Below are 26,644 nucleotides of genomic sequence, written 5' to 3'. Positions count from 1 at the left end.
TATGGTGTAACATGAAAGTACGCACCTTTCTGTTTGGGGATGAAAGCTTTGTCACTTCCATTTTACCAAACGTGAAAGGTGTTTTCTGCGTCAAGATGGACAATTTTTCTGGTGCTAGCCCACTAACGGTACGGATTTAAGCCGAATTTTAAGCTGTGAAAGTTGAGTATATAATTCGTGATCAACCCCCAAAATCCTCTGAAGTTGTTTCGAAATGTATCCCTGAGTTTATTCAAGAATTTATCCCTGTGTTTATCCCCTGAATTCATTCCCGAATTTATTTAGCTCCATTAATTAAATACAGCATCATTAATTAACCCAATTAATCTTTTTTTTAAACTTGACAGCGAAATAGCAGCGGCAAATCATCATGCCCGGGAAAATGAATAATTTATCTTAATGACTTCAAGAAGAAAGCAGGGATACAGAATGACGCTTTTTCAACTGCCAGCGGCGATCCGAACCGGTTTGATTACATCCCCCGGCATTTCTATTTATTATCCCCTTGTTTTCGGTTTACCTGATCCAAATATTGAGAGACATATCAATCAAACGATCTATGCACTCATGCTGGATCTGCTAAATGAACAAAAGAAGGTTCAAACCGGGAGTTTCATGGAAATGACCGGACATTATGAGATCAAAACGAATGAAAGAGGAATACTGAGCCTGATTTTATTCCCGCCCCATGGCTCATGGATATACAATTGCAAAATCGCTTACCTTAAATTTAAACACAGGCAAAGTTTATTCGCTTGCGGAATTGTTCAAACCTGGATCCGACTACATTAAAACTCTTTCATCGATCGTTGACCAGCAGATCAAGCAGAGGAAGCTCCCGACCCTCAACGGATTTCAGACCATCCAACCTGACCAGGACTTCTACTTGGCGTATAAATCTCTCGTGCTGTATTTTCAATTGTATCAAATAACTCCTTACTATGTAGGGCTGCCCATGTTCCCCATCTCGATTTACGATCTTCAGTCCATCACGGAGGACACAAGTCCGCTTGCTGCTTTATCCGCCGATTTTGCTTAATCATTAAGTATGCAGCATTCATTTAAATACTAAAAAAGCTCTTGGATCCGATCTAGAGATCCCAAGAGCATAAGAGCATTGGTCAATCCAAATTCACTTACACCTGCTTCTCATTCTTTACATCAATGACTTCAGGCTCATCCTTATTCAGCGCATTTTTCGTCGAGCTTTTAAATTCAGTAATCGTCTGGCCGAACGCTCTGCCAATTTGCGGAAGTTTTGACGGACCGAACAACAATAAAATAACGGCAAAAATAAGGATCAACCCGGGCACTCCGATGTTGCTTAGCATTATGTTATCCCTTCCTCTCTAAAATCATGAGATTTTCTGCTGAAATATTCTGCCGAGTGAAATTATACCGCCAAATAACGTTTAATCAGACTTGAATTCTCCAACAGCTCATTGGCTGCTCCCTCAGCAACGATATGGCCATCGTTGAGAATGAAGCCCCGGTTGGCAACTCTTAAGGCAAAACGAACATTTTGTTCGACAAGCAAAATCGTTTGACCGCTTTTCTTGATCTCATTAATGATTTCTTCAATCGATTGGGCGATGATCGGAGACAAGCCCTCCAACGGCTCATCCAGCAAGACGATATCAGGATTGGCTACCAATGCTCTTGCGATTGTGAGCATTTGCTTTTCTCCACCGCTCAATCCGCGAGCTACCTGATATTTTCGTTCCTCCAACCGTGGCAGTGCCTTATAGATCTTTTCAATCGTCCATTCGCCTTTTTTCCCGTAAATCATGGCCATTTTCAAATTGTCCAGGACTGTCAATGAGCCGAAGATTCTTCTTTCCTCAGGTACATATGCCATCCCTTTCCGGGCAATCCGGAAAGCGTCCAGACCGTTTATTTTTTCCCCTTTGAAAAGGATTTCACCACCTCCCGGTGGAACGATTCCCATTATCGTCTTTAAGGTTGTGCTGCGCCCGGCTCCGTTTCGGCCCAGCAAAACAACAACTTCACCTTGCTCGATATGCAGCGATACATCACGAAGAACGTGGCTTTTTCCGTAGTACGTATTCACTCCCTTTAATTCAAGCAGCATTAATGCAACGCCCCCAAATAAATTTTTTGCACTTCTTCGTTATTTTTTATTTCATCCGGGGTCCCTGTCGTTAGTATGGCTCCTCTTTCCAATACCGTGATAGAATCCACATTATTGAACACCATATCCATGTCATGCTCAACCATGACAACCGAATGATCCCGCGAAATATCCTTAATTAACTCCATCGCCTCTCTACTTTCTTCCGGCGACATTCCCGCCAGCGGCTCGTCAAGCAAGATGACGGGAGCTTCAATGCCTAAGACCAAAGCCAGTTCAAGTCTTCGCGTATCTCCGTGTGAAAGCAGTTCCGCGCTCGTGCTCGCGTGTTTGGCTAACCCAGTGCGTTCAAGAATTTCCCATGTGCGATTGACAATGTCCTTTAGATATTTCGGTTTCCTAAAAATCGAAAACGAAGCCGTACCACGTTTGGCTTGAACGGAAATCCGCACATTCTCAAAAACGGTTAATCCCAAAAATACATTGCTGATTTGAAACGATCTGGCCACGCCTTTTTGGGCAATTTCATGAGGAGATAATCCCGTGATATCTTCTCCTCTTAACAAAATCTTTCCCGATGTCGGCTTGATCGCGCCGGTAAGCAAATTGAAAAGCGTCGTCTTTCCTGCTCCGTTGGGACCGATAATGGCGTGAAGCTCTCCCTCTCGAATCGATAAATTCACATCATTGGTTGCGGTAAAAGAACCGAAGTTCTTTACTAAATTTTCCGTTTTAAACAGTTCCTTCATGCCGAAACCTCCTTCTTATGCGGTTCAATATCTGCTGTTCCTTGAGGATCTTTTTCCGGCAAAGCGTTTACATTTATACCCAATTTTTGGGCGAGCTTTTCATAAAGCGGCTGTAACAGTCCCGCAATTCCTTTGGGAGCAACCAAGACGAAGAAAACAAAGATAATTCCAACCGGCAGAAACCAATAATTCGTGTATCCGGACAAAATATCTTCCAGATACTTGAACATCAACGCTCCGATAACCGGGCCGAACAAATTGTTGATCCCGCCGAGAACCGACATCATGACAATTTCCCCGGAGGCGGACCAATGAGAGGATTGGGAAGACATGTATCCGATGTGGTATACGCTGAGAACCCCGGCATAACCGGCTATTGCGGAGGATACCAGAAAAGCTTTAAATCGGTATTTTTTCACATCGTATCCGAGAAACTCCGGCCGGTTTTTATTCGCGTTGATCGCTCTGCAAACCTTGCCGAACGGCGAATTGGCAATTCGATAAAGAACATATGCGCCAATAAACACAAATACGGCAGCTGTGTAATAAAAAGTAGGCGGGTCGGACAAATTCAGTCCAAGGATATTCGGCTTGGGTATTCCGCCAAGACCGTTTTCCCCACCGGTAAAACCTCTGCTGGAATATCCGATATAGAAAAAGACCTGACCGAAAGCCAACGTGATCATCGAAAAATAAATTCCTTTGCTGCGGTAAACCGCCAGACCGCCAACGATGGCCCCTATGACGACTGAAGAAAGCACCCCAAGGATAAGAGTAAGGAACAAATTTGAAGAAAAATGAAGAGCTATATTCCCTGCGGTAAATCCGGCAAAGGTGAAAAACAATCCGTGACCGAAAGAAAGATCGCCCGTGTGTCCGAATAAGAAATTAAAGCCCATTGCCAACAAGCCGTAGATAATGATACTCGAAGCCAAATCCACAAAGCTTCCCGTATACACCATAAAATAGGGAAGGATGTATAGGGCGACTGCGAACAAGAATAATGGATGAATGAGAATACGTTTGATACTCAATCTAATGCCCCCTCTACACCGAACAATCCTCTAGGACGCAGCAGCAAGACGAGCGCCAATATGATAAAGCTTGACATCTGCTGTGCCGGGCTCCAAATCAAAACGACAAGGCTTTGCACAATTCCCACCAACAGTCCGCCGGCAATCGAGCCCCAAAAGCTTCCGATACCGCCGACGATAACCACGATAAATGCGTAAATGATAAATTCTCCGCCCATTGACGGGGAAACCCCGTATAAAGGAGAAGCAATAGCGCCGGCTATTGCGCCGAGGGCCGCACCGATACCATATACGATTGTAAAGGTTAAGGGAAGATTCACACCCAACGCGCCGACCATCAAACGATCCTCAATTCCGGCGCGAATGACCATTCCGAAATTGGTTTTTGTCAGGAATAACCAAACCGCTCCAATGATCACGAGGGTAATCAGCATGACGAAAAAGCGGTACATTGGAAATTCCATAAAGCCCAAGTTGATACCTCCCGCGAGAAAAGACGGAGGAGATATCGGCTGCGGAAAGTCACCCCAAATGATTCGGGTTAATTGTTCGATGATCAAAGTCATACCGAAAGTCAATAACAGTCCGTATTCGGGAATGCGTGAATAAACCCTGCGAATCATCGGAACTTCAATCAGAATACCGATGAAGCCAACGAGCAGCGCACCAATAAGGATAGCAAATCCAAATCCAATTTTGGGCGCCAGGGTAAATGTCATATAAGCTCCAATCATGAAAAAAGCGCCATGCACAAAATTGACGACACCCATTAATCCAAGAATCAAATTTAACCCCAATGCGAGGAGTACAAAAACGAGACCCAGGGATAATCCGGTGAACAACTGCATTCCCAGCATCTCCAACATAAAACCCCATCCTCTTTAGTTTAATTTCGGGGAGGGGAAGAGGTTACAATTCCTCCCCCCGATTTATCATAGACTATGCTTTTGCTACAGGTGAATAATTCGCTCTGGCCGGGATCGTTTGCTTGGAAAGCACCTCAATGGCATCTTTATTCTCTTCTTTGGATGCGGCCAGCTTGGCTCCGTCGCCGGTTCCGACCACCTTGAAGTACTGACCGTCATATGCCCAATCCTTTTTCGGAATCGCTTGACCGACAAAGACTTCTTGAAGGGCCTGATGATCCCAGTCGCGCATGACGACGTCGCTTTTCTTCAGTCCGTCCCATTTCAAGCTTTCAAATGCCTTTACAACAGCTGCCGCTTCCGTCGTGCCGGCCGCCTCGATCGCTTTGATCGCCGCGATCGTACCGTTGTAACCGCACCAATGACGCCAGTTGATAGTGGTTTTATAAGTATCCGTAATTTTTTTGGCAAAATCCGTAGCTCTCGGAGCCCCATTGTCAGGAGCCCACGGCATACCCCAGTAGCCTACATTTTCGGCATCCGACAAACCGGAAGCGATCTCTGTACCGTTCAACGGACCGCCAACCATCATTTTGTCGATCATTCCGAATTGCCCGAACTGTTTTAAAGCGTTTACAAGATCGGAACCGTACAAGGACATGATCAAAACATCGGCGCCGGAGCTTTTCGCTTTGGTCAATTGCGAGCTGTAATCGGTCGATCCAAGCGCAATTCTGTCCACCCCGATGACTTGGCCGCCGGCTTCTTTTAATACACCCATGAATGCCGCTTCTCCGGACCACCCCCAGCTATAGTCGGAAGTGATGAAATACCATTTCTTCCCTGAATCCAGCAGGAATTTCCCTGTAGCTCTGGCCGACATCAGATTGCTGATGGTCGAACGGAAGAATAACTTGTTGACTTTCGCTCCGGTCAATTCATCGGAGTGTATCCCCGTTCCTACATAGGGAATACCCGCTTGCTGGGCATAAGCCGAGACGGCCAATCCCACGCCGCTGGAGACGCAGCCGACAAGAATGTCAACATTGTCCTTTTCCACCAATTTTCTTGCCTTCTCGGCCCCGACGTTCGGCTTGGTTTGATCATCCTCTGTTACATACTCAATTTGATAACCTCCCCAAATTCCGCCGGCGTCGTTAATTTCTTTCATCGCGATTTCTGCGCCTTGCTTCTCGCTCGTTCCCGATACGGCATAAGGTCCGCTGTACGGCTCAAGCAAGCCGATTTTGATGGTTTTCTTGCTGCCGCCTGCTGCAGCTGGCGCTGCGGATGATCCGCCGGCTGATGCTGAAGGCGACGGAGTGCCGCTTTTCTTATCCAATCCGCAAGCGGAAAGCAATGTCGGCCCCAAAATCATGGCGCCGCTGTATACTCCTGCTCTTTTCAAGAATTCTCTTCTTGAATATTTTTCTTCTTCTTTTTTCATAGAAAACCCCTCCGAAATAAATAATGGATAACTACCTTGAACATTCACTTCCTCCAAAATCATTCAATGTGAATCTTCAAGGACGCCTCAGCGTGCCATTTTCATCCCCTGCGGGCACCATTGAAATGGCATGGGACGTCTGCACAAAACCGACATTTCCACTACTTAAGTACTGGTAATCACCTCCTATATCTAGTAATGAAATCGGATACAAAATGGGGTCATCTGATCTCTAAATGTTCACTATTAATACATTAGTGTAACTATTATAACAATATTCATTAATTTTTAAATCTCTTTTTTATGTTTTCCCAAGTTTCGCACAATTCAATCGTCAATACCGCAACAGTCATACGCGTCCAATTTCTGCGGTTTTAGGGGTTCGATATTAAGCGCTTTCAATTACTCTAATTCAGCATAACACAGAATTCGGCAAAATACATCATATCTCTGTTTTTTTATTCATCTGATGACCTTATATTGGAAATTATAAAACAACAATATCAATATTTCAACTTTTTTGTGAAACAAAAAGAGAGTCAGAAACTCTGATCCTCTCTATGTTACGGTATAAAAGTTCTCCACATATTGAAGATGCTCAAGCATCAGCAGCTCAGCCTCCTCGGCTTTTTGAAGCCGTATGGCATCATATATGTCCCGGTGGTTCTGCAGAAGCTTTTCGGAAACGCCTTCAATTTCAAACATCTTCTTGCATGAAACACTCATAGTCCGTTCAATCAGTTCGGAAATCGAATGCATCAATAAATTCAATATTTCGTTGCGCGTCGCTCTGGAAATTGCAATATGAAATTTCCAATCTGCTTTTGCGCCCATCTCGCTTAAATTCTGAATGTGCGCATCCTCCATTTCATTCAGCGCATCTCCGATTAACCTCAGATCCTCAATCGTTCTTCGTTGTGCGGTGAGCCTGGCGGTGGAGGTTTCGATAATTTTCCGAACCTCGAACAATGAAATGACGTCCTGCTTCGTTATCGGACGGAGCGAGTCCAATCTCGACAACAATTCCGTCGGTTCGATATGCGTGACAAAAGTCCCTTCCCCTTGTCTGATCGTAACAAGCCCCATGGTTTTTAACGAGCCGATCGCTTCGCGGATGGTGGATTGTCCGACTCCGAACATAATCGAGAATTCTTTTATGGACGGAAGGCGTTCACCCGAATTGTATTTTCCCGAAACAATTTGATCTCTCAAATGCTCAAATACTTCTTCATAGGATTTACGCATTTTTAATGGCGGTTTCATCGCACACCCCATTATGATTAATTTGTAAATATCAAAATGCTAGAAGTATTATAGCATACTAAGTTTAGTTATCACATCGGTTTCATAAATAGTTTTTTATATTAAGATTTACGCATCAGAATGTCGAGTATGTCCGTATAACCTTTTTCCTCGGCTATCGTGCGGGCCGTCATCCCTTCGTCCTGCGCCATGTCCGGATCGGCTTGTTGCTGAATCAGGAGCTCGGTCATTTCGGCATCAAAATTTTTCACGCTTTGCTGAATCGGTGTCCACCCTCCATGCTGCCGGGCATTCGGATCGGCTCCCCGTTCCAGCAGCAAACGCACGATAGCGGTTCGTTTAGCCGCGGCCGCGGTGTGAATCGGCATGTTGTCCAAATTGTTTCGCGAGCGGGCCAGTACATCGGCACCTCGGTCAATCAACAGTTCCGCCGCCTCATATCCGCCAAAAAAACAGGCCAGATGCAAAGGTGTCCAGCCGTCAAAGCTGTATTCGGAGATCAGTCTCGGCTCAAGATCCAGCATATACGATAAGGTATCTGTGTCTCCAAGCGCCGCCGCCTCATGAATCGTAACGGAAACCCCGGCGTCCAACAGAAAGTCGACGGCTTTCTGTTTGCCGTAATACAGCGCCGCAGTTAATGGGCTCTCCCCGTTTGGCATGGTGGCGTTTAAAAGCTCCGGATGCTTCTCCAGAATCAGCTGCATCGTTTCGGTATCACCGTTTTTTGCTGCAAGCATAAGTTCCTCTATCATGAATATGCACTCCTGACCTTTCACATATTTTTTCATGAATAATATATCATATCCGAGGAATATAAAAAAACCGCGGCCCGCAGCCGACGGTTCATAAGAAACTTGCACCAATGATTCCGCATGTGAATATATTGTAAATATCTGCTTAAATATCAACGTTACCCATCACGATTAAGTGATCAATGATGGGAATACAAGTGCCTGTGGTATTCGTGACCGATGTAAACCTCCTGATATTGGAGGTGTCCTTCGAACCGGAATGGCAGTATCGTCTATACATACAGTGTATGAAAAAAAAACGCAGCATACACGGCTATTGTCCAATATATGAAAGATATCATGAAGCTGGGCAGCCGCTTTCCTTTGACAAGAATACTTCCATTCCGCTAAGGAGATACTATGCAATCAAAATAAGATTGGGATGGATTGTCATGTTTAAAAATCTTTATTTTGAAACGAATTATATATTATGCAAAAATACGCCTCTGTTTTATCGAATCTGGAAGCCGGATCAACCCAAAGGCCTTATTCTGCTGATCCATGGGGCTGGAGAGGATTCCGGGCATTATTCCTTGATCGGCATGGAAAGTTTAAAACACAATATCGCTCTAATGGCCCCTGATTTAAGGGGATTTGGACAATCTGGCGGACAGCGCGGCCACGTGTATAAATTTCATGAATATCTGCAGGATTTGCACGAAATCGTCGTGGATATCCGCCGAAAATACTCGCCGCTTCCAATCTTTCTTGCCGGCTACAGTCTTGGCGGGTTAGTGATTATCCGCTACTTGCAGCTTTTTTCCTTTAAACCTTCGGGGGTGATTCTCAGTTCCCCGGCAGTGGCTGTCCGCCGCAAGCTTCCCTATTTTTTCAGAAAAACCACTGAAGCCGCATCTATCCTGGCACCACGACTCACGCTGAATTCGCTAAAAAACAACCGGTTGATTCAAAAGTTTAAGTGGTTTACGAAAATGCCGGACTGGATGGTTGAAGGAATGAAGGACCCGTTAGTGCTGCATTACACGCCTCGATGGCTCATGGAGCTGCTTCGGAACGGAACGAGAGCATTAAAAGAAGCGTCCAAATTCCATTTGCCCTCTATATTCCTTTATGATGTACATGATCCGATCGTGGATTCAGAAAAAATTCAGCTGTTTTTCGAAACGATCCCGACTGACGATAAAGCAAATATCGTATTTTCTCAAGGCCATCATCAGTTTTTGGATAATCGGCAGGCGCTCGAAAAAATTTTTCAGTGGATGAGCGTGCGGATTTAGTACAACAAAAAGAACTGTGTGTAAGTCCTCATTTAGGCAGAATGAGCGTCACAAACGTCCCGCTTCCGGGTGACGATTCAATGTCGAGCCGTCCCCCCACTCCCCGCGCACGCTCCTCCATACTGAACAGCCCCACCCCTTTGGTTTGGTGGCTGCGAGTAAAGCCTTTCCCGTTATCGATGATGCTTACTTCCACATTCGTTTCCGTCTCGCGGACCGCAACCTGCGCTTCCATGACGTCCGCATATTTGCCCGTATTCGTCAATGCTTCTTGTATTATCCGATATATCGTTGTCTCCTTGTGCACATCCAGCCGGGTCCGCAAATTGCATTCAAACCCGACGCGGACTCCGTAATGTTGGGAATAATTGTCCAGGTAAGAGCGAATGGCCGGGACCACGCCCAAATCGTCCAGCACGGAAGGTCTAAGCTCCCAGGCTAGGCTGCGCACATCGGCCATGATGTTCGATACGCTGCGGCGAAGCTTCTCCAGCTCGGGAACAGGGGAACTGGCGGTCAACTGATCTAGTTGGATCAGCAGGGCAAACAGGCTTTGTCCGATTCCGTCATGAAGCTCCCGGGAAAATCGCTTTCGCTCCTCCTCCTGAATCTGCATCACCCGGTTCATCATCATTTTCAATTCTTCTTCCGCTTTCTTCAAAGGGGTAACTTCATTGCGAATCGCCAAATACTGGTAAGGTCGCCCGGACTCGTCTAAAAACGGCACAATTGTCGTATATACCCAATAATAAGTTCCGTCCTTGGCACGGTTTTTGATTTCTCCGCGCCATACCTTTCCCGCTCCGATGGTTTGCCACAAATCCTTCATGAAAGCCTTGCCGTGGTAGCCCGAATTGATGATCCGATGATCTTTTCCCAGCAGTTCCTCTCTGGAATATTTGGAAATATTGCAGAAGGTATCGTTGACATATTTGATGGTGCCTTTTCTGTCGGTGACCGCAACGATCGCCGATTCGTCAAGGGCAAACTTCAAATCGGCAAATTCCTGAAGGGAATGCTTCAGCTTTTCCTGTAATTCCGGATTGGAAATCCGGCCTTCAAGCTGCGACAAAAGATCCGCCGCGTTCTGCCCGATCACTTGCGGATAAGGACGCTGCCCGCGGTTATTCAAAGTTCAACAACCCCTTTTTCATGGCGAATTTCACTAATTCCGGTCTTGTTTTCAAGCTGAGCTTCTCCATCAGATTGCTTTTATGGGATTCTACCGTCTTCACACTGATTATCAAATGTTCGGCGATTTCTTTGTTCGAATAGCCTTTGGCGATCCATGCCAGAATTTCTTTTTCCCGCTCGGACAAAGAGTCGAAGGTTCCGGATGAATCTCCGGTTTTCAGTTTATCCAAATATTCGCTCATCAGCTTCTTCGTTGCAGTGGGGTATAAATAAGCATCTCCTTTGGCAACCGATTGAATAGCCGTCATCAGCTCATCGTGCGGAGCGCTCTTCAATATATAGCCGGAAGCGCCGACATGAATGGCGCGAAACAAATATTCCTCATCATCGTGCATGGTCAGAATAAGCACCGCCGTTTCGGGAAGCTGCTTCTTCAATTCGCTTGTGGCCGTCATACCGTCCATTCCGCCGGGCATGCTCAAATCCATCAATACAACATCAGGCTGCAACTTGACCGCCAATTCAATGGCTTCGTTTCCGTCCGCCGCTTCTCCGATCACGTCCATGCCGTGTTTGTTGTTCAACAGCATCATTAATCCGGATCGAACGACGGCATGATCGTCCACTACCAGAATTCTGGTCATATCCCGCTTCCTTCCTCTTCTCCACATTGTTTCTGTTTTGTCAGTGACTTTTATCACACTTGTTTCCATCATAAATAAAAAAACGAATTCCTACAATCAGGAATTCGTAGATTTGGAAAAATAATTAATCATTCTTTAGTTCTGCTGCCCGCAGGAGAACGGCCAAACGGTCGGCCGACTGCTCAAGCATCTCTATTTCCCGGCTGAGAAATTGACGCAGTGAGCGGCTAGCAACAAGCAGCACTCCCCAGTCTTCCTCGCTGATCCTTACAGGAACGGCTGCAGCGGATTGCAGATTTTCAGCCAGCATGATGGGAAAATTCATGCGCTGCATTCCGGCATCCTGGACCGAAGCATCCAATATAAACGGTCTTCGGCGCCGGAGCACTTCACCGGCGATCCCCTTTCCCGGCCTCAGCACAATATTCTTGAACTTCTCGTTCTGGTTTCCGGATACATAATCGCATCGAATCCGTTGATCGAGCGGTTCCAGGAAGCCCAAAGCGGAAAAATCGCTTGAAGTCGTCTCCCGCAGGGAATGCAGCAAATATTCGATTTGCACTTGCACGTCCTTCAATTGAATCCCACCTGTCTGCTCTAAGCCGTACAGTACAGCTTCCTGCATACTCCATTCTATATTTTTTAAGGGGGAATGTAATTCAGGGAATTCCCTGAAAGTTTACAAGAAATAAAACGTAATGATAAGGAGAATCGGATCTCCATGCTCAGGGTATTTTCTCGTCTGCTGTGATTTTTCTCATACCAAGTTCAGGGAATTCATCCTGACAGGTTCAGGAAATCTCCCGATAACATTCAGCCGGACTTCACGATATGATAGTTGCATAACCGATGAAGGAGTGAATCAAATGGCTGTCATGACCCAACAGCAGACTACAACCTCCAAGGACGAAAACGGAAGTTATTTTAATGCAGACCACTTTGAACTGATGCAAAGCATCATGTATCCACATAAAGCCAAAAAAGGCGCCTATCTGTTCTGGGAAGGCGAAGATGCCGGCAAGCTGTATTATATTCGCTCAGGAAGGGTGAAGCTGCTCAAATCGACGGAAGACGGCAGAAATTTAATTTTGTCGATTATGCGGCAAGGAGACTTGTTTGGGGAGCTCGGAAGCTTCGGTGAAGGCTTAAACAGCTTCAGCGCGGAGATCATAGAGGACGCCGACATCGGCATCATTCAGAAAAAAGACTTGGAGGTGCTCCTATACCAGCACGGGGATTTTGCCGTGGAATTCATGAAGTGGATGGCCATGATGCACCAGACGACCCAATCCAAATTCCGCGATTTGCTGTTCTACGGCAAACAAGGGGCTCTCGCCTCGACCTTGATCCGGATGAGCAATTCGTATGGAGTCCATTGTACGGAGGGAACTCGTCTGAACATTAAGCTGACCAATGCGGAAATCGCGGACATGATCGGGGCGACCAGGGAAAGTGTGAATCGGATGCTGAGCGCGTTTAAAGACGAAGGCATTGTAGAAATGAAAAACGGCAAACTGGTGATCCGCCGCATGGAAGATTTGCGTTATGTGTGCAATTGTCCCAAATATCCCGCTTGCCCGAAAGAAATCTGCCGGATCTGACAAAAGAGATAAGCTCTAAGCGCTCTGAACGGGAAGAATAATATCTACTGTCGTACCCTTATGGAGTTCGCTGCGGATTTCTATTCTTCCCTTATGATGATCGATGATTTTGTAGCAAAGCATTAATCCCAAGCCGGTTCCATGATCCTTCGTCGTATAAAACGGCTCGCCTAATTTGGGCAGGCGGTCTTCCGCTATTCCTATGCCCTCGTCCTGTATTCGCAGCAGGATCCGATCCTCATCCTCATGCTTCATTTGCAGCAGGATATTTCCCCCGTGAGGCATGGCTTCCATCGCATTCTTCAAAAGATTGATCAATACTTGCTTGATTTGATTGGGTTCGCACGTTATAAGCGGAATCTGCTCCTGCAAATCTTGTAGGATCTGAATATTGTTCAAGATGGCCTGCGTCTCTAATATCGCCACAATATCTTTCAAAATCGCGTGCAGGTCCGTCACCTGAAATTTGATTCTCTGCGGTTTGGCCAACTGCAGAAAATCGTCGATAATATCATTGATCCGACTCAGCTCGGACTGCATAATATCGTAGTGCTTTTGATCAAGCTTGGACTTCGAAAGCTGGAGGAAGCCCTTCAGCGAAGTGAACGGATTACGGATTTCATGCGCCACGCCTGCAGCCAATTGGCCTGCAATCGAGAGTTTTTCCTGCTGCAGTAAAAGCTCCTCCGTCCGTTTCCTTTCCGTAATATCCCTGGCAATTAATGACCAGCCGTCCATGTTCCCCTTGGCGTCGGGAAGCGGCGATCCAGTCAGAATCACATTAATGAGACTCCCGTCTCTCCGGACACGACGGGTTTCAAATTCCCTGACGGAACGCCCTGCTTGAAGTTCATTTTTCAGCATGGCCGCTTCATTTTTGAAATCGCTCGGGATCGTCGGCAGCTCCCACATGTATTTCCCGAGAATTTCACTCTGGCTCCAACCGTACATTTGCTCAAAGGCTTTATTGATCAGGATGACCCTGCCCGATTTGTCGCAAATCGCAATGGCATCGATGTTATTTTCCAGAAAGGATTCCAACTGGTGCTTCGTCGCGAGCAAGCTTTCTTCCACACGTCTCCGATCGGACATGTCCAGAACCACGCCGATGAGTTTAACCAGACGGCCGTTTGCATCCAATATGGGCTTGCCGCGGTCTTGAATATATTTGACAGTCCCATCGGCGGGAGAGATGATGCGGTATTCCCGGATGCTCGGCTTCCCGGATAACAATTCCGCCCGCATCTCCAGATATATGTGCCGATCCTCCGGATGAACCGCGTTGATCCAAGCGTCGGGATCCTCAATAAGATTCTGCCGGGCGATGCCGAATATCACTTCAATCGCTTTGGAAATTTCCACTGAATCGGTTGACAAATCCTTCGACCAGATTGCCGCATCGACATGATGAAAAATCCTTTTCATCTCCGTCTGCTTCCTGATGAGTTCTTTGGCGTAATATTTCGCTTTATCATATTGGAGACTGAAGAAGAAGGCCATTATAAAAATGATCAGCATTTCAAAAATTTCGACATTTTCATAAGTGGTTAAGTCAAAAGAATAATGAACAGCGATCATCGCGATCACAATGATGGTAACAATAATTTTTCCGTAGTGCTTTTTCATATTTGTTATCCGTCCCGTATCAGAACAATTAGGAATGACAAATTTAGCGGTATATTTATATTATTCGATTGATTCCAGCAAATTCCTTCCGTATCTTTCATTTGTCAAATGACAACGGTTTGAGCTACTTGACAACCATCACGGTGCAGTGCGCTTTTTCCACCACATGATGGCTTACGCTTCCCAGACATCCTTTTAATCCGCTGAGTCCTCTGTTCCCAAGAATAATCATATCCGCATTGATTTCTTTGGCGAACCGGACAATTTCCGGTGCAGGATTCCCTTCAATGATTTTGATGTCCAGCGGATTGTCCAGCATCCGGAGAGATTCCTTCACCTCTTCCATCATTTTTTCGGAAATTTGCTTATAAGATACCCATGGATATCCGCTCAACGAACCAAACGGCTTCAAAACATGAAGAATGTACAGATGTACGCTTTTGTCGTTGAAAGCGATTTTGACCGCTTTTTTTAAGGCTTTTTCCCCATCTTCCGACCCGTCGTAGGCCACCAAGTTAATTTTCTCGTTCATTCATTATCACCCTCTCGCGAATTCTCCATTCTTCATTACTGTACAACGGCTGAAGCAATCCCCCTGTGATGAAAATCACTATTATTTCAAAAAACCGGCATTTTTTGGGCAGGCGAACGAAACGATCAAGCGAACCCGCTGTTCAGTCCGTGAATATACATACATCAACTTTTTCGATTATCCCGGGAGGTTGGGCATATGATATTGATCCTGTTGGGACCACCCGGTTCCGGCAAAGGAACCCAAGCGCAGAAAACCGCCCGGCAATTAGCCGTACCGCATCTGTCGGTCGGAGATCTGCTGCGGAAGGAAGCAGCGAAGCAAAGTGCGCTGGGGAAACAAATCGGAGCGTCTCTGAAACAAGGAGAACTTGTTTCTGAAGCGATCACGCTGCAAATCGTGCGGGAGCGGATTCAGCAAACGGATTGTGAGAATGGGTTTGTAATCGACGGATTCCCCCGGACGGTTCAGCAGGCGCAGACCTTCAACAAGCTTCTCAACAAGCTTAGGCGCAAGCCGGACCATGTTCTGTGGATCGATGTAGACGCAGAGAGCCTCTTGGAGAGACTGTCCGGACGAAGAATTTGTCCCAATTGCAAAGCTATCTACCATGTCAAATTCCGGCCGCCGCTGAAACCGGGTATTTGCGATCGATGCGGACAGATCCTTATTCAGCGCTCGGACGATACGCCTTCCGTCATTGAGAAACGAATCCGCCAATCCTTGACGGAAATGGAGAAATTGAAGTCCTTCTATCATGCTCAAGGCATATTGCGCACAATAGACGGCAACCGCGAGGAATGGCAGATATCCGATGAAATCATGCGGATCATCCGCAATGTCAGGCTGTTCATGACGATTGAAGTCTGATCAAGTTCCCGCACCCTTTAATTTGATGTGGACATCTGTTCGAATATCAACCTTCGCTTTTTTCAGTAAATTCCCGAAATCGGGCTCAATGGCCTCCCATTGGTCCGGTTTTCGTTTTTCGAAAAAATCCCTGATGTCCAAAACATCCGCTCCTGAACGCTGCAGGATCGAGCCTACCGTTGTATTGATACGGCGATTCAGCTTTTCTGTAAAATAAGCTTCCAGCCTCTTTATATTTTCGTGACCTTCGATTCGTTGGCCCGCGCAAGTGTATTCCGCCAAATACCCGGTCAATTTCAGATTTCCTCTAATCTGGAGCTTGTTTCCCTTAAATTCCGGACGAATATCGGACCGGGTGCTGATGATATCCATTGCGGCTGAACCTTGGCCTGTTTTCGGACACTTCATGAACAAGCTCCCATGTTCAATATCCTCTTTCAGGAACGCGATCATGACGCTCTCGTTCACATTCAGCATGTCAATATATTTTTCCTTATTCAATATGGCGGTACCAAGCACTTTGACCTCTTTGCGATCCTTCGACGGCTCTACCACAGGCAGCAGGGAAACCGATTGTTCATGGATGCTCCGGGAAATTTCCCCAATGTCGGAGCTGATGGTCCGGCCGGACGAGCTTGCGGCAGTCACCATATCTTTCACATACATAGAAGTGAAATGGGATTCATCCGGCTTCGCTTGCAGCAGTTCCGTCGCTTTGTCCTGAGCAATCACCGCCTCTGTGGTTCGCCGCATATCCGGATCCCGAATAAAATGGCTGATAATATCCGCGATTCCCGCCCGGGCTTGTTCCTTGCCAATCATTAAAATCTGCAGATTCGGGTAAAAAGGCTGTCCGGAAATCCGGGTTTGAATGGAATGAAGCGGAATTTCAACAGAATCAATACCAATTGAGCTTATAATCACTTTCGGCTTCGTGGTCTGTTCGGCTTTCCCAGATGTCCCTTTCGGTATTTCCATGACTTCTATGCCCAGTATATGTCCAGCTTTATATTTATCGACCGCGATTCCCGTAATCAGCGCATGGGCTCCCAGCCGCTCATAATCCCAGCATCCGTTAAGCATAATGGTGCTGCTAAGCAATACCGCGCAGATTCCCATCAACCGCATCGTTAACTCCTCGCCTTCTTTTTAATCCGGTCGGCCAGCGTCAAAAGCGGAACGAACATAAACATCATAACCGCATTCACTTGATTCAGAAGCAGCTCCAACTGGTGGACGGTATCGATATTCTCAGGAAGCAGCGAAAGAACATAGACGACCGCTCCAACCGCCAATGCCCACCATGATCTTGGGCCCCGGTTAAATAATTGCTGCAGGCCCACCGAACCCGAATACGTACCGACAATAAATAAAGTGAAGGAATAAAGGATCCAATACGTCATAAATACAATCTCCATTCGTTCAAGAATCGGCAATTCAATCAATCTGGCCATCTCAATGCCGGGATGCTGGATATAATTCAATTCAGTGCTGCCAAAAATTCCAATATTCAATATAAACAATATTAAAAAGGTGAAATTGATGATTTGAGTTCCCCATACGGCTCCATTCCATAGCTGCTTGGGATTTGCGGTAAATGGGAAGAAAAAAGCGAGAGCCAGTAAATGAAAAAAAGGATACACCGAAAGAAGTACCCCATTTCTCCACTGTATTTCCCGTGAGACCAAGGGGAGTAAATTGGTGAAATCAGATTTGTTAAAAACTAAAATGAATATGGCGAAAAATGTCATGAACAAAACAGGCTGTATGAATTCATTGAAACGAATAATAGTCTTTGCCCCTTTATGTATTGCATAGACGGAAACAGCCAAAGCCGCGGCGATAATTATCCATTTGGGTGTATGGAACAACAAATAAGTAATCACCCCGTCCGTCATAATGCGGATGCTGAAGGCCGTGGAGATTATGATGTAAAGAGACAAAATCAGCATCATGAATTTGCCCGCAAATTTACCGAGAATGGATTCCAGAATGGAAGCGAAGTTTTGCTGCGGATAACGGGAGGTCAGGTTGACCAGTAAGCGTATAGGCAGCAGAATCAGCAAGGAAGCGGCCAAAGCAAACATCCATCCGCTCTGTTGGGTATACTCGTTCAATTCTCTGGGAAGCGAAGTAAGACCGACCGGAGCAAAGGCGCCAACCAGCCAGACGATTTGATAAGTGGAAATCTTCAGCTTTTCATGTTCGCTCAAGACAGATCCTAACCTCTCTTCAACGGCTTCCAATCCCCTTTTCTCGACCGTGTTGTCAAATAAGCCGGGCGGAAATTTCTCCAGCGAGCGGGCCAAAGCATCAATTGGTCGACCCAATCGCGAAGCCGGAGTGGTGCAAAGGGAGCCAGGTAAGATACACCGAAGCTGTTTAAACTGGACAAATGAATCAAAATGATGGTTACCCCGAATACAAATCCGTACAGACCGAGAACGGCCGACAAGCCGATGAACATGAATCTCAGCAAACGGAAAGAGTATGCCAGAGAATAGTTTGGCGCGCTGAATGATGCCATGGCGGTAAGAGCCACGACAATGAGCGTAATCGGGCTGACCAGAGAAGCTTGAACAGCAGCCTCCCCGATGACGATGCCGCCGACAATGCCGACGGTTTGCCCCAACGGCTTGGGCAACCGAATCCCCGCTTCCCGGAAAATCTCAATCGTCAATTCCATGAGCAGCAGCTCCCAGATAACAGGGAATGGAATTTGCGCATGCGAGTTCATGATTGAGATGAGCAGATCTGTCGGAATCAACGCCGCATTGTAATGAATCAAGGCTACGTATAAACCCGGCACAAACAGACTGAGCGCAAAAGCAACGAGACGGACGAAACGGATCAGCATGGCAACCTGCCATTTTTCATAATAATCATCCATATTCTGAAGCCTTTCAATAAAAGTGAATGGCACAAGCAGGGCAAACGGCGAATTATCGGTAAAAACAGCGACTTTTCCTTCGGCCAAAGAAGCTGCAGTGACATCGGGACGTTCCGTCACTTGAATCGTTGGAAATATCGACCAGCCATTATCCTCGATCCATTGCTCGATCTGGCTGGAGGCTAAGATCGTGTCTGTTTCGATCCGCCCAAGTCTTTGTCTTACCTCATCCAACACTTCCGGATTGACTATTTCCCGCACATACAAGATGGCCACTTTGGTTTGCGACAGCGAGCCGACAGAGATCTGCTCCACTGTCAACCGAGGATCCTTCAAATACCGCCGCACGAGGGAAAGATTAACGGACAGTGTTTCCACAAAACCTTCCCTTGTGCCCTTAACGGTCGATTCTATTGCCGGGGCATCGGGATTTCGCTGTGTCCATTTCGGGATGGAAATCAGAAAATAAGGTTTAAGCTGCTGCACGATCAGGACAGCTTGTCCTGACAAAACGGCGTCAACGACTAGATGCTGCTGCGTTTCCAGCTTAAGTCCGCTGACGGGAAGCTCCTTTTCCAAGCGTTCGGAGCTGACACTTTGTTTCCCCTCCTGCAAAAGCCACGGAAGAATCAATTTTTCCAGAAGCTCCTTGTCCACCAGTCCATCCAAAAAAACAATCACAGCCATTTGTCCGGACTCCAAATGAACATGGCGGGTAACCACGTCACTGCTGTGGCCAAGTTTTTCTTGTATCAGTTGCGCCTTTTGGGTCACCTCATGATGTGCCTGCCTGATGTTGGACGCCTCCGTATCTCACCAAAATATGTCCGTATTATTCCAATCCGATTGTTTAATTATTCCTTTTTAAGAGATTGCCCATCCATCTTTATTTGAGCAATTTTGATTGAACTTCTTCCGTTTCAAGGATAAACTGTAGGGGAAAAGTGATGGAGGAGGGTTAACCCATGTCAGAGGAACTTGTATTTAAATTTATGGAAACTGCAAGATCACGGATGCTTGATCAATTGGAGAATGTCTCGGAGGAGCTCGCGGACCGTATTCCCGCCGGATTCAACAACAATATCCGGTGGAATCTCGGACATATTCTTACCGTTCATGAAATGCTTATCTTCCAATTGAATAATGAGAAGTCCGGGATCCCCGGGGATTACGTCGAGCTTTTCAAGAACGGGTCGAAGCCGGCGGATTGGCAGCAAACGCCTCCCTCTTTGGAGGTGCTCAAACAGCACCTGAAGGATCAAATGCTGAAAATCCGCGAAACCTTCTCCGGACGGCTGGATCAGGAAGCGGCTAAGCCGTTTAAAGAGATGAAGACCATCGGGGAGATCATCAATTTCTCTTTCTACCATGAAGGACTGCATACGGGCTATATTTGGGCCATGAAAAAAACATTGTAAGACTCCCAAACTGAAGAGAGACTGCCGAGGATTCAAATTGAATTCCGCGCAGCCTCTCTTATGTATGTTGATCGCTTCGTCATCCTTCAAACAAGTGCGTGAAAATGATCATTGTCAGCAAGCCGAAAATAAAAGAAAAAGCGGCTAGCTTTTCATGGCCGTTCTCATAGCTTTCCGGCATGATTTCCTCGACGACCACATACAGCATCGCTCCCGCCGCAAAGGACAATCCGTAAGGAACCAGATCCTTGACCTTGTCTGTAAACAGATACCCCAGCACGGCAAACAAAAACTCAAGCGCTGCGGTGACAGTCGTGAAAAAAAACGCTTTGAGCGAATCGATCCGGTTGGTTACCAGGAACAAGGCAATCAAAAAGCCCTCTGGCATATTCTGCAGACCGAACGCAATGGAAACCAAAGGTCCCAGCTCCCGATACTGGCTGGCATAGCTGACTCCCACGGAAAGCCCTTCGGGCAGATTATGAAGAGTAATCGCGATCAGGAACATCACGGATTTAGCGTCAAGAGACGGATGCAAAGAGTTTCCCGGCTTAAGCTCCGGCAAATTGAGCTCGATAAGGGTCAAAATCATCGTACCCAGCAAAATGCCCGTCGTGATCACGAATAAATTGGAGATCTTCAAGGCGGAGGGGATCAGGCTGTAAATCGATGCGGTAATCATTGAGCCTGCGGTAAATGCCAACAGCATGTCTTTCCCGCGGTAAGAGATGTTTCTGAAGAATAGAGCGGGAAAAGCGCCGATTACTGTGCAAAGGGAAGAAAAGCCGCTGCCGGCCAGCATGTATTCCATAAGATCCTCCATGAAACAAGCTTATAGGAAAACAATATGTACATGCCAGTCATAAAAGACGTAAAACTAAAAAAGATTCACATGTTGCAAAGCCCTAAACGCGAACCCGATGCGGATGCGTATAGATGTTCATCTGCCGGTTCCGGATGAAGCCGATGGCCGTGATGCCGAGATCATCCGCAAGATCCAGGGCCAAATCGCTTGGGGCCGATTTCGAGAGCAGGATGCCGCAGCCGATTTTGGCGATTTTCAACAATACCTCCGAGGATATGCGGCCGCTGAAGGCAACCAGCTTGTCATGAGCTGGTATGCGGTTCTTCAGCATATGGCCGTAAATTTTGTCCAGTGCATTATGCCTGCCAATATCTGACGCAAAATGCACAATCCCATCCGGCGTACACAAGGCGGCATTATGCAGGCCGCCGGTCGACTGGAACTCCGTTGAATCCGACTGCAGGGCATCCATCAGAGCAAAGATTTGCTCCGGACTGATTTGCAGGCGGCTGGTCACCGTTTTTGCCGTTTTCATATCATTGTAGAAATAAAATTGGCGGCTTTTCCCGCAGCAGGAGCCGATGAACCGTTTGGACACCGTGTCCATGTGCGCAGGCTGCTTATTCTTCAGCTCAACGTAAGCGAATCCCTTGGAAACATCGACGGATAGCGAGTCCACTTCTTCCACAAAGCGAATAATCCCCTCAGACGCCAAAAAACCGATCACCAGATCCTCAAGCCCTTCAGGCGTGCAAACCATCGTGCCAAATTCCTCGCCGTTGAGCTTCACGGTTAACGGAAACTCTACAACGATCAGAGCTTCCTGCTCCGAAAACGAACCGCCGCCGTATTTAAGAATGTTTCGACGGATCGTCATCCGTTTTTCCATTGTCTTCCCTCGTTTCACCCTGTATAATGCTTCATGTCTTTGATCATCATGCTCCCCCGTTCATCGGGAGAGCAGATAAGATTTTGTACCGGCAGGAGCCTTCTCACCCATGCCGTCAAACCCGCTTCATCGCTTCGAAGCAATGCCGGAATGCCCGGATTCTCACGCTTCATATAGTCGTCATAATCGGTTTGCTTTTCAAAAACATACAAACAGACGGATGCGCACGCGGACAGCTCGGCAAAATCCTCACGATTTCGGATCAGAACCGCTTTGGGATATGCTTCCCATTTATAGCCTTCTACCAGAATCAACTCAAAATGACCCAGCGCCCGGAACACTCCGATCAGCTCGGCCAATGTTTTTTCCTGTTGGTGATCCATCGACAGGGCCAGCATCCCCGGCGACTGGATCGCTGCCGCCGACGCGCCAGCCTGCCGGTATTTCCAAGTATCCTTGCCCTCTTTATCGAACGGAAAAGTTCCCTTATGATGCTTAATGACCGCAATCCGTATCTCCGAGGTTTCCTTCAAGTGCCGGACAAGATTTTCAATGAGCGTCGTTTTCCCGCTGTTTTTGTATCCTACGATTTGCAGTACCGGTATATCAGTCAAAATTCATCATTCCTTTGATTGGGGAATTCAGCCACAGCACCTCAACCTGATCACCTTTTTTCAAACCCTTTGTTCCGGCAGGAATCGCGATCAGAACGTTCGTTTCCGCCAGCGAGGAGATCGCGCCCGATTTGTCCAGGCCGCCGGTGCGTACCGTGATTCTTCCCTGACGGCTCTCCGCAGTTCCCCGAATAAACTTGTCTACCGGGCTCGGTTTGGACACATCCTCCAGCAGCTCCGCCTTCAATCTTGCGGGCAGCGCGTATGAAGCCGCTCCGGAAATCCGGCGGATAAGCGGCGCGGCGAACAGCTCAAATCCGACGTAACAGGCGGATGGATTGCCGGACAAGCCGAAAATCCACTTGCCCCCGTAAATCCCCGCCGTCGTCACACTGCCGGGCCTCATGGCCACCTTATTGAACAGCAGCTCCGCATTCATTCGTTCCAGGATGGCGGGAATAAAATCAAAGTCGCCTACGGAGACGCCCCCGGTGGTAAGGAGGATATCCACTTCGCTCAATATTCGGGTAATCGTTTCATAGCTTTGTTCGAAATCGTCCGAGACTACACCATAGTTGACAGCCTCCCCGCCGGCGTTCTGAATTTGTCCGGCAAGCATAAAGGTGTTGCTGTTGCGAATTTTGCCGTGAACCAGCGGTTCATGCACCTGCAAAAGCTCGGAACCGGTGGCGAGTATGCCGACAACCGGCTTGCGGTACACCTTCACGCTGTCATAGCCGAATGTGGCCAGCACATTCATCATGCCCGGCGTGATCGGACTGCCTCTTTCGATGATCCGTTCTCCTTCGGCGATGTCCTCCCCGCGGCGGCTCAGGTTTTCCCCCGCCCGAAGCGGCCGCTTCAGGACGATCCCGGAGCGGCCGCGATCCTCCATTTCCGCAGCCAATTCCAGCATGACCACTGCGTCCGCTCCTTCGGGAATCGGAGCTCCGGTCATGATGCGGACAGCTTCGTTTGCTCCAACAGTTCGTTCCGAGATGGTTCCCGCGCCGATCACATCGATCACCTTCAAATATACGGGTGACTCCGGTGAAGCGGCTGCCGTATCTGCGGAACGTACAGCGTAGCCGTCATAAGCCGAACGGTCAAACGGAGGCACGGGGCTATCGGCAATAAGGTCCTCCGCAAGATATCTGTGCAGTGAAGCAAACAAGGGAACCGTCTCAACGGTTCCCTGTTCCGCCCGGTTCGTGATTTGCTGTATCGCATCGCTTACATTTATGGGTTTTCTACGCTCCACCGCGATGTTCTCCTTTTTGCCTGAAAACCTTCAAATCCTCAGGCGTATTCATATTAAAAAAGGGATCGGCAGCCGCCGACCAACGATTCCAAACCTGCTCGGGAATAAGACTGCTGCGGATATTGTCAAGCAGTGATCGGATACTCTTCCGCTTGCGGCGGAGAAGCTCTTCGATCCGGGAAGCCTGATCGCGATAAACGCCGGGAAACGGATGAATCCGGCCGTCCTGCTCCGGCACATATGCTTCAAAGTCCGCGAACGGCTGATGACTTTCCACATGATGCTTCAATCCGTTTAAGAAAGCATGGTCGATATAAGGCATATCGTTGCTCAGCACCATGTACCAATCCGCTTTGCAGCGCGTCATTGCCGTAAGCATTCCGGCAAGCGGGCCCTCCCCTTGGAATGACGGCTCATCAAGAACCACCTCGGCCCGATCGCCGCATAAAGCTTTGATTTTCTGTTCATCAGAAGGATTGGATATAATGATCGTTTCTCCGGGAAGGCCATCCGCCAAACTCGTCAATCGCTCGATCATCGTCATGCCGTTTATCGATAACAGCGCCTTGGAGCTGCCCATACGGCTGCTGCGTCCACCGGATAAGATGACCGAGCACCACTGATTCATAACGCTCATGATTGTTCCATACTCCAATCTCACCCATAATGCTATCCTTATTTTATATATTCTATCACTTTTGACACAAGCTTGGAATGTCGAAATCCCATGAAGAAAAATCCTAAATCCTATATGCGGGTTTCAATGGGTAAACATGTCATTTGGGAGCAGTTCAAAAATCTGTCACTTAATTTTTTCAGATTCGAAACATTTCATTTTCAGTTCCTGAAAACAGATTTCAGATTAGATGATATAATGTGAACCATGCTGCACATAACGGAGGTTAACGCAGGTTGATCAAACGTCTATTCCCGGCAATGCTCATGTTATTCGGCTGGCTGTTGAGCAGCTTCACGCTGTCCGCCGAACAAGCTGAAGCTTTGGAAACCAATGCTCGGAATTCCCTCCAGTCCCTCATTGACCGCACAACTGCGGGCGGAGAACTGACGATTCCGCCCGGTCAGTACGAGGGGCCGATCATCATCAATAAACCGATCGCGCTTCAGGGAAACGGCAATGTGACGATAACCGGCCAGGGCGGTCAGCCCGTCATCACCGTGAATGCCGACCGGGTAACCATGACGGGGATTCATGTGGTGGACGAGCTCAATCCTCCAGACATTCCGGCAATCGTTCTGCAAGGCAGCGGACATGTTCTGGAACAGCTTCAGATCCAAACCTCGGGAAGCGGAATCCAATTAAGGAAAGCGCATAAGAGCCTGCTGCGGGAATTGCGGATCTCCGGCTTGGGAAACCAATCCGGGAGCGGAAAACAGCTGTTTCGACGGGGAAACGGGATCGACTTATGGGGTTCCCATGATAACCGGATCGTTTCCTGCACCATTTCCGGCATGCAGGATGGGATCTATCTGGAAAGCAGCGAGGCGAACCGGATACTGGACAATACCGTTTCGGATTCGCGCTACGCAACGCATTTGATGTTCACCAAAGACACGATCGTGAAAGGAAATGTCGGAATCCGCAATGTGACAGGCCTGATGGTGATGGGAACAAACCGGACGCAAATCGAGCAAAATCGGTATTACAAGCAAAGCCAAAACGTCAATTCGCAAGGCTTGCTGCTCTATGACGTAAAGAACGCGGTCGTCAGGGATAACCATATGGAGGGCAACCGGGTCGGCATTTATATGGAGTTGTCTTCTTCCAATATCATCACGGATAACACGGTCGCTTTCAACTTTATCGGTCTGCAGGCGATTGAGTCCAGCCGCAACAAGCTTGTTCGCAATTCGTTCATTTCCAATGTGATTCAAGCTCAAGCCAAACAAAGCGGCGGCAACGAATTGGACGGAAACTATTGGGACGATACCCAAAATATCGATCTGCAAGGCGACGGTCAAAGCGATCTGCCTTACCGGATCAGCCCGTTTTTCCTGACGTTGACGAATGCGGCTCCTTCCTTTCAATTGTTTTTCGGCTCGCCGGGCATCGTTTTCCTGGAAAGCTTATTTCACGCCGGCACCGATCAGTGGTTGACCGACGCCGCGCCGTTGATCCGACCGGCGGCCGATCCGTTCGAATCCGTTAGCACGCACCATCGTTCTGTTGGTTTTATCTTCAGTTTTCTGCTGTTTTTGATCAGTATTTTGATTATCACTTATTGGGGGGTTCTACGAAAATGAAAAAATGGAATTTGCTTGGATTGCTGTTGCTGGTATTGATCGCTGCCGGATGCGGCAAACAAACGGTACAACCTGTCGACATTACGGAGGGCGTGGATCGCTGCGTCGTATGCAATATGCTGATTGAAGACGGACCGCATGCCACCGAACTATTCTTGAAGGATGGAAAAGTGCTGAAGTTCGACGATCTTGGCGACATGTACAAATGGACGAAACAGAATGGAACCGATCAAGTGGAGCAGCGTTTTGTCCGCGACTTTAATACCAAAGAATGGGTTCGTATTGAGGACGCCGGCTTTGTCTACGACAAAAACTATCGTACGCCGATGGCCTTTGGAGTATATTCGTTTAAAAGCGCACAGGATGCGCAAGCCTATATCGATCGGCAAAAAACAGGAAAGCTGTTGACGCTGGCCGATCTGGACACCCATTCTTGGGAACGCAACATGGACATGATGAAAGAAATGAAACAAAAGCATGGCATGGGTTCGAACAACATGAACTCAAACAACATGAACAATATGAATTCCGACAGCATGAAATCGGACAATCAGGACTCGAACAATCAAAATCATTCCATGAATATGCAAAACAGTCATTAAATAGTAGGTGAAA

The 26,644-nt window shown here is 47.4% G+C and carries 29 protein-coding genes; 8 read left to right on the top strand and 21 right to left on the bottom strand.

Annotated elements, in window-relative coordinates; all coding sequences use genetic code 11:
- The first annotated feature begins 429 nt into the window (after positions 1-429).
- Both VF724_RS13610 and VF724_RS13605 read left to right on the top strand, forming a co-directional pair.
- The gene (locus VF724_RS13610) at positions 430-792 is read left to right on the top strand and encodes a polysaccharide deacetylase family protein (RefSeq protein ID WP_371754805.1); all 363 of its coding nucleotides are present in this window, start codon (positions 430-432) and stop codon (positions 790-792) included.
- A complete protein-coding gene (locus VF724_RS13605; RefSeq protein WP_371754799.1) occupies positions 689-1,039 on the top strand; it encodes an RsiV family protein in 351 nt (116 codons plus the stop codon). Before VF724_RS13610 ends, VF724_RS13605 begins: the two co-directional genes overlap by 104 nt.
- A gap of 97 nt (positions 1,040-1,136) precedes the next feature.
- Here the strand turns inward: VF724_RS13605 and VF724_RS13600 are convergent, their stop codons facing one another.
- The 8 genes from VF724_RS13600 to VF724_RS13565 form a co-directional block, all read right to left on the bottom strand.
- A complete protein-coding gene (locus tag VF724_RS13600) occupies positions 1,137-1,331 on the bottom strand; it encodes a twin-arginine translocase TatA/TatE family subunit (RefSeq protein ID WP_371754798.1) in 195 nt (64 codons plus the stop codon).
- A gap of 62 nt (positions 1,332-1,393) precedes the next feature.
- Positions 1,394-2,092 carry an ABC transporter ATP-binding protein gene (locus tag VF724_RS13595; RefSeq protein WP_371754797.1) on the bottom strand — a complete coding sequence of 233 codons (699 nt, stop codon included), beginning with the start codon at positions 2,090-2,092 and terminating at the stop codon, positions 1,394-1,396.
- On the bottom strand, positions 2,092-2,841 hold the full coding sequence (locus VF724_RS13590; protein ID WP_371754796.1) for an ABC transporter ATP-binding protein: 750 nt from the start codon (positions 2,839-2,841) through the stop codon (positions 2,092-2,094). Before VF724_RS13590 ends, VF724_RS13595 begins: the two co-directional genes overlap by 1 nt.
- On the bottom strand, positions 2,838-3,875 hold the full coding sequence (locus VF724_RS13585) for a branched-chain amino acid ABC transporter permease (RefSeq protein ID WP_371754795.1): 1,038 nt from the start codon (positions 3,873-3,875) through the stop codon (positions 2,838-2,840). Before VF724_RS13585 ends, VF724_RS13590 begins: the two co-directional genes overlap by 4 nt.
- Entirely contained in the window at positions 3,872-4,741 is an 870-nt protein-coding gene (locus tag VF724_RS13580; RefSeq protein ID WP_371754794.1) for a branched-chain amino acid ABC transporter permease, read from the bottom strand. The genes VF724_RS13585 and VF724_RS13580 overlap by 4 nt, the downstream gene beginning before the upstream one ends.
- 73 nt (positions 4,742-4,814) lie before the next feature.
- On the bottom strand, positions 4,815-6,188 hold the full coding sequence (locus VF724_RS13575; RefSeq protein WP_371754793.1) for an ABC transporter substrate-binding protein: 1,374 nt from the start codon (positions 6,186-6,188) through the stop codon (positions 4,815-4,817).
- 558 nt (positions 6,189-6,746) lie between these two features.
- On the bottom strand, positions 6,747-7,451 hold the full coding sequence (locus VF724_RS13570) for a FadR/GntR family transcriptional regulator (RefSeq protein WP_371754792.1): 705 nt from the start codon (positions 7,449-7,451) through the stop codon (positions 6,747-6,749).
- Positions 7,452-7,552: 101 nt separating this feature from the next.
- Positions 7,553-8,206, bottom strand: a complete 654-nt coding sequence (locus tag VF724_RS13565; protein ID WP_371754791.1) for an ankyrin repeat domain-containing protein — start codon at positions 8,204-8,206, stop codon at positions 7,553-7,555.
- Positions 8,207-8,637: 431 nt separating this feature from the next.
- On the opposite strand from VF724_RS13565, the gene VF724_RS13560 reads away from it, so the two are divergent.
- Positions 8,638-9,483: an alpha/beta fold hydrolase gene (locus VF724_RS13560; RefSeq protein WP_371754790.1), complete on the top strand. Its 846-nt coding sequence runs from the start codon at positions 8,638-8,640 to the stop codon at positions 9,481-9,483.
- Between the two features lie 28 nt (positions 9,484-9,511).
- Here the strand turns inward: VF724_RS13560 and VF724_RS13555 are convergent, their stop codons facing one another.
- The 3 genes from VF724_RS13555 to VF724_RS13545 form a co-directional block, all read right to left on the bottom strand.
- Positions 9,512-10,615, bottom strand: coding sequence for a PAS domain-containing sensor histidine kinase (locus VF724_RS13555; RefSeq protein WP_371754789.1), 1,104 nt, complete (start codon positions 10,613-10,615; stop codon positions 9,512-9,514).
- Positions 10,608-11,261 carry a response regulator gene (locus VF724_RS13550; RefSeq protein WP_371754788.1) on the bottom strand — a complete coding sequence of 218 codons (654 nt, stop codon included), beginning with the start codon at positions 11,259-11,261 and terminating at the stop codon, positions 10,608-10,610. Before VF724_RS13550 ends, VF724_RS13555 begins: the two co-directional genes overlap by 8 nt.
- A gap of 124 nt (positions 11,262-11,385) precedes the next feature.
- Positions 11,386-11,829 (bottom strand): GAF domain-containing protein, encoded by a 444-nt coding sequence (locus tag VF724_RS13545; RefSeq protein ID WP_371754804.1) that lies wholly within the window; start codon positions 11,827-11,829, stop codon positions 11,386-11,388.
- Positions 11,830-12,127: 298 nt separating this feature from the next.
- On the opposite strand from VF724_RS13545, the gene VF724_RS13540 reads away from it, so the two are divergent.
- Positions 12,128-12,862, top strand: coding sequence for a Crp/Fnr family transcriptional regulator (locus VF724_RS13540; protein ID WP_371754787.1), 735 nt, complete (start codon positions 12,128-12,130; stop codon positions 12,860-12,862).
- Positions 12,863-12,877: 15 nt separating this feature from the next.
- Here VF724_RS13540 and VF724_RS13535 read toward each other — a convergent pair whose 3' ends face one another.
- Positions 12,878-14,488: a PAS domain-containing sensor histidine kinase gene (locus VF724_RS13535; protein ID WP_371754786.1), complete on the bottom strand. Its 1,611-nt coding sequence runs from the start codon at positions 14,486-14,488 to the stop codon at positions 12,878-12,880.
- Between the two features lie 124 nt (positions 14,489-14,612).
- Complete coding sequence (locus VF724_RS13530; protein WP_371754785.1) at positions 14,613-15,020, bottom strand: universal stress protein; 408 nt, start codon at positions 15,018-15,020, stop codon at positions 14,613-14,615.
- 198 nt (positions 15,021-15,218) lie between these two features.
- Between VF724_RS13530 and VF724_RS13525 the strand changes: the two genes are divergently transcribed.
- The gene (locus VF724_RS13525) at positions 15,219-15,890 is read left to right on the top strand and encodes an adenylate kinase (protein ID WP_371754784.1); all 672 of its coding nucleotides are present in this window, start codon (positions 15,219-15,221) and stop codon (positions 15,888-15,890) included.
- On the opposite strand, the gene VF724_RS13520 is transcribed toward VF724_RS13525, so the two are convergent.
- From VF724_RS13520 to VF724_RS13510, 3 genes are read right to left on the bottom strand one after another with little or no spacing between them, the layout of a single operon-like run.
- Positions 15,891-17,018: a Ger(x)C family spore germination protein gene (locus VF724_RS13520; protein ID WP_371754783.1), complete on the bottom strand. Its 1,128-nt coding sequence runs from the start codon at positions 17,016-17,018 to the stop codon at positions 15,891-15,893.
- Positions 17,019-17,020: 2 nt separating this feature from the next.
- Complete coding sequence (locus VF724_RS13515; protein WP_371754782.1) at positions 17,021-18,103, bottom strand: GerAB/ArcD/ProY family transporter; 1,083 nt, start codon at positions 18,101-18,103, stop codon at positions 17,021-17,023.
- Positions 18,104-18,111: 8 nt separating this feature from the next.
- On the bottom strand, positions 18,112-19,554 hold the full coding sequence (locus tag VF724_RS13510) for a spore germination protein (protein ID WP_371754781.1): 1,443 nt from the start codon (positions 19,552-19,554) through the stop codon (positions 18,112-18,114).
- 191 nt (positions 19,555-19,745) lie between these two features.
- Between VF724_RS13510 and VF724_RS13505 the strand changes: the two genes are divergently transcribed.
- Complete coding sequence (locus tag VF724_RS13505) at positions 19,746-20,198, top strand: DinB family protein (protein ID WP_371754780.1); 453 nt, start codon at positions 19,746-19,748, stop codon at positions 20,196-20,198.
- Between the two features lie 79 nt (positions 20,199-20,277).
- Here the strand turns inward: VF724_RS13505 and VF724_RS13500 are convergent, their stop codons facing one another.
- The 5 genes from VF724_RS13500 to mobA form a co-directional block, all read right to left on the bottom strand.
- On the bottom strand, positions 20,278-21,009 hold the full coding sequence (locus VF724_RS13500; protein ID WP_371754779.1) for a ZIP family metal transporter: 732 nt from the start codon (positions 21,007-21,009) through the stop codon (positions 20,278-20,280).
- A gap of 94 nt (positions 21,010-21,103) precedes the next feature.
- A complete protein-coding gene (gene fdhD / locus VF724_RS13495; RefSeq protein WP_371754778.1) occupies positions 21,104-21,892 on the bottom strand; it encodes a formate dehydrogenase accessory sulfurtransferase FdhD in 789 nt (262 codons plus the stop codon).
- Positions 21,893-21,906: 14 nt separating this feature from the next.
- Complete coding sequence (gene mobB, locus VF724_RS13490) at positions 21,907-22,506, bottom strand: molybdopterin-guanine dinucleotide biosynthesis protein B (RefSeq protein WP_371754777.1); 600 nt, start codon at positions 22,504-22,506, stop codon at positions 21,907-21,909.
- A complete protein-coding gene (locus tag VF724_RS13485; protein WP_371754776.1) occupies positions 22,499-23,767 on the bottom strand; it encodes a molybdopterin molybdotransferase MoeA in 1,269 nt (422 codons plus the stop codon). Before VF724_RS13485 ends, mobB begins: the two co-directional genes overlap by 8 nt.
- A complete protein-coding gene (gene mobA, locus VF724_RS13480) occupies positions 23,757-24,404 on the bottom strand; it encodes a molybdenum cofactor guanylyltransferase (RefSeq protein WP_371754775.1) in 648 nt (215 codons plus the stop codon). The genes VF724_RS13485 and mobA overlap by 11 nt, the downstream gene beginning before the upstream one ends.
- Positions 24,405-24,679: 275 nt before the next feature.
- Between mobA and VF724_RS13475 the strand changes: the two genes are divergently transcribed.
- Together VF724_RS13475 and VF724_RS13470 are read left to right on the top strand one after the other, a co-directional pair.
- Positions 24,680-26,029: a right-handed parallel beta-helix repeat-containing protein gene (locus VF724_RS13475; protein WP_371754774.1), complete on the top strand. Its 1,350-nt coding sequence runs from the start codon at positions 24,680-24,682 to the stop codon at positions 26,027-26,029.
- On the top strand, positions 26,026-26,631 hold the full coding sequence (locus VF724_RS13470; protein WP_371754773.1) for a nitrous oxide reductase accessory protein NosL: 606 nt from the start codon (positions 26,026-26,028) through the stop codon (positions 26,629-26,631). The genes VF724_RS13475 and VF724_RS13470 overlap by 4 nt, the downstream gene beginning before the upstream one ends.
- The last annotated feature ends 13 nt before the right edge of the window (positions 26,632-26,644 follow it).

The sequence above is a fragment of the Ferviditalea candida genome (genome assembly GCF_035282765.1).
Classification (GTDB): domain Bacteria; phylum Bacillota; class Bacilli; order Paenibacillales; family KCTC-25726; genus Ferviditalea; species Ferviditalea candida.
Note: the sequence above shows the minus strand (reverse complement) of the source record. Positions and strands in the feature narration are given on the sequence as shown.

Coding starts and splice junctions, on each gene's coding strand:
- VF724_RS13610 (WP_371754805.1), top strand. CDS start 430: ATGACGCTTTTTCAACTGCCAGCGGCGATCCGAACCGGTTTGATTACA.
- VF724_RS13605 (WP_371754799.1), top strand. CDS start 689: ATGGCTCATGGATATACAATTGCAAAATCGCTTACCTTAAATTTAAAC.
- VF724_RS13600 (WP_371754798.1), bottom strand. CDS start 1,331: ATGCTAAGCAACATCGGAGTGCCCGGGTTGATCCTTATTTTTGCCGTT.
- VF724_RS13595 (WP_371754797.1), bottom strand. CDS start 2,092: ATGCTGCTTGAATTAAAGGGAGTGAATACGTACTACGGAAAAAGCCAC.
- VF724_RS13590 (WP_371754796.1), bottom strand. CDS start 2,841: ATGAAGGAACTGTTTAAAACGGAAAATTTAGTAAAGAACTTCGGTTCT.
- VF724_RS13580 (WP_371754794.1), bottom strand. CDS start 4,741: ATGTTGGAGATGCTGGGAATGCAGTTGTTCACCGGATTATCCCTGGGT.
- VF724_RS13575 (WP_371754793.1), bottom strand. CDS start 6,188: ATGAAAAAAGAAGAAGAAAAATATTCAAGAAGAGAATTCTTGAAAAGA.
- VF724_RS13570 (WP_371754792.1), bottom strand. CDS start 7,451: ATGAAACCGCCATTAAAAATGCGTAAATCCTATGAAGAAGTATTTGAG.
- VF724_RS13565 (WP_371754791.1), bottom strand. CDS start 8,206: ATGATAGAGGAACTTATGCTTGCAGCAAAAAACGGTGATACCGAAACG.
- VF724_RS13560 (WP_371754790.1), top strand. CDS start 8,638: ATGTTTAAAAATCTTTATTTTGAAACGAATTATATATTATGCAAAAAT.
- VF724_RS13550 (WP_371754788.1), bottom strand. CDS start 11,261: ATGACCAGAATTCTGGTAGTGGACGATCATGCCGTCGTTCGATCCGGA.
- VF724_RS13540 (WP_371754787.1), top strand. CDS start 12,128: ATGGCTGTCATGACCCAACAGCAGACTACAACCTCCAAGGACGAAAAC.
- VF724_RS13535 (WP_371754786.1), bottom strand. CDS start 14,488: ATGAAAAAGCACTACGGAAAAATTATTGTTACCATCATTGTGATCGCG.
- VF724_RS13530 (WP_371754785.1), bottom strand. CDS start 15,020: ATGAACGAGAAAATTAACTTGGTGGCCTACGACGGGTCGGAAGATGGG.
- VF724_RS13525 (WP_371754784.1), top strand. CDS start 15,219: ATGATATTGATCCTGTTGGGACCACCCGGTTCCGGCAAAGGAACCCAA.
- VF724_RS13520 (WP_371754783.1), bottom strand. CDS start 17,018: ATGCGGTTGATGGGAATCTGCGCGGTATTGCTTAGCAGCACCATTATG.
- VF724_RS13505 (WP_371754780.1), top strand. CDS start 19,746: ATGTCAGAGGAACTTGTATTTAAATTTATGGAAACTGCAAGATCACGG.
- VF724_RS13500 (WP_371754779.1), bottom strand. CDS start 21,009: ATGGAATACATGCTGGCCGGCAGCGGCTTTTCTTCCCTTTGCACAGTA.
- fdhD (WP_371754778.1), bottom strand. CDS start 21,892: ATGGAAAAACGGATGACGATCCGTCGAAACATTCTTAAATACGGCGGC.
- mobA (WP_371754775.1), bottom strand. CDS start 24,404: ATGAGCGTTATGAATCAGTGGTGCTCGGTCATCTTATCCGGTGGACGC.
- VF724_RS13470 (WP_371754773.1), top strand. CDS start 26,026: ATGAAAAAATGGAATTTGCTTGGATTGCTGTTGCTGGTATTGATCGCT.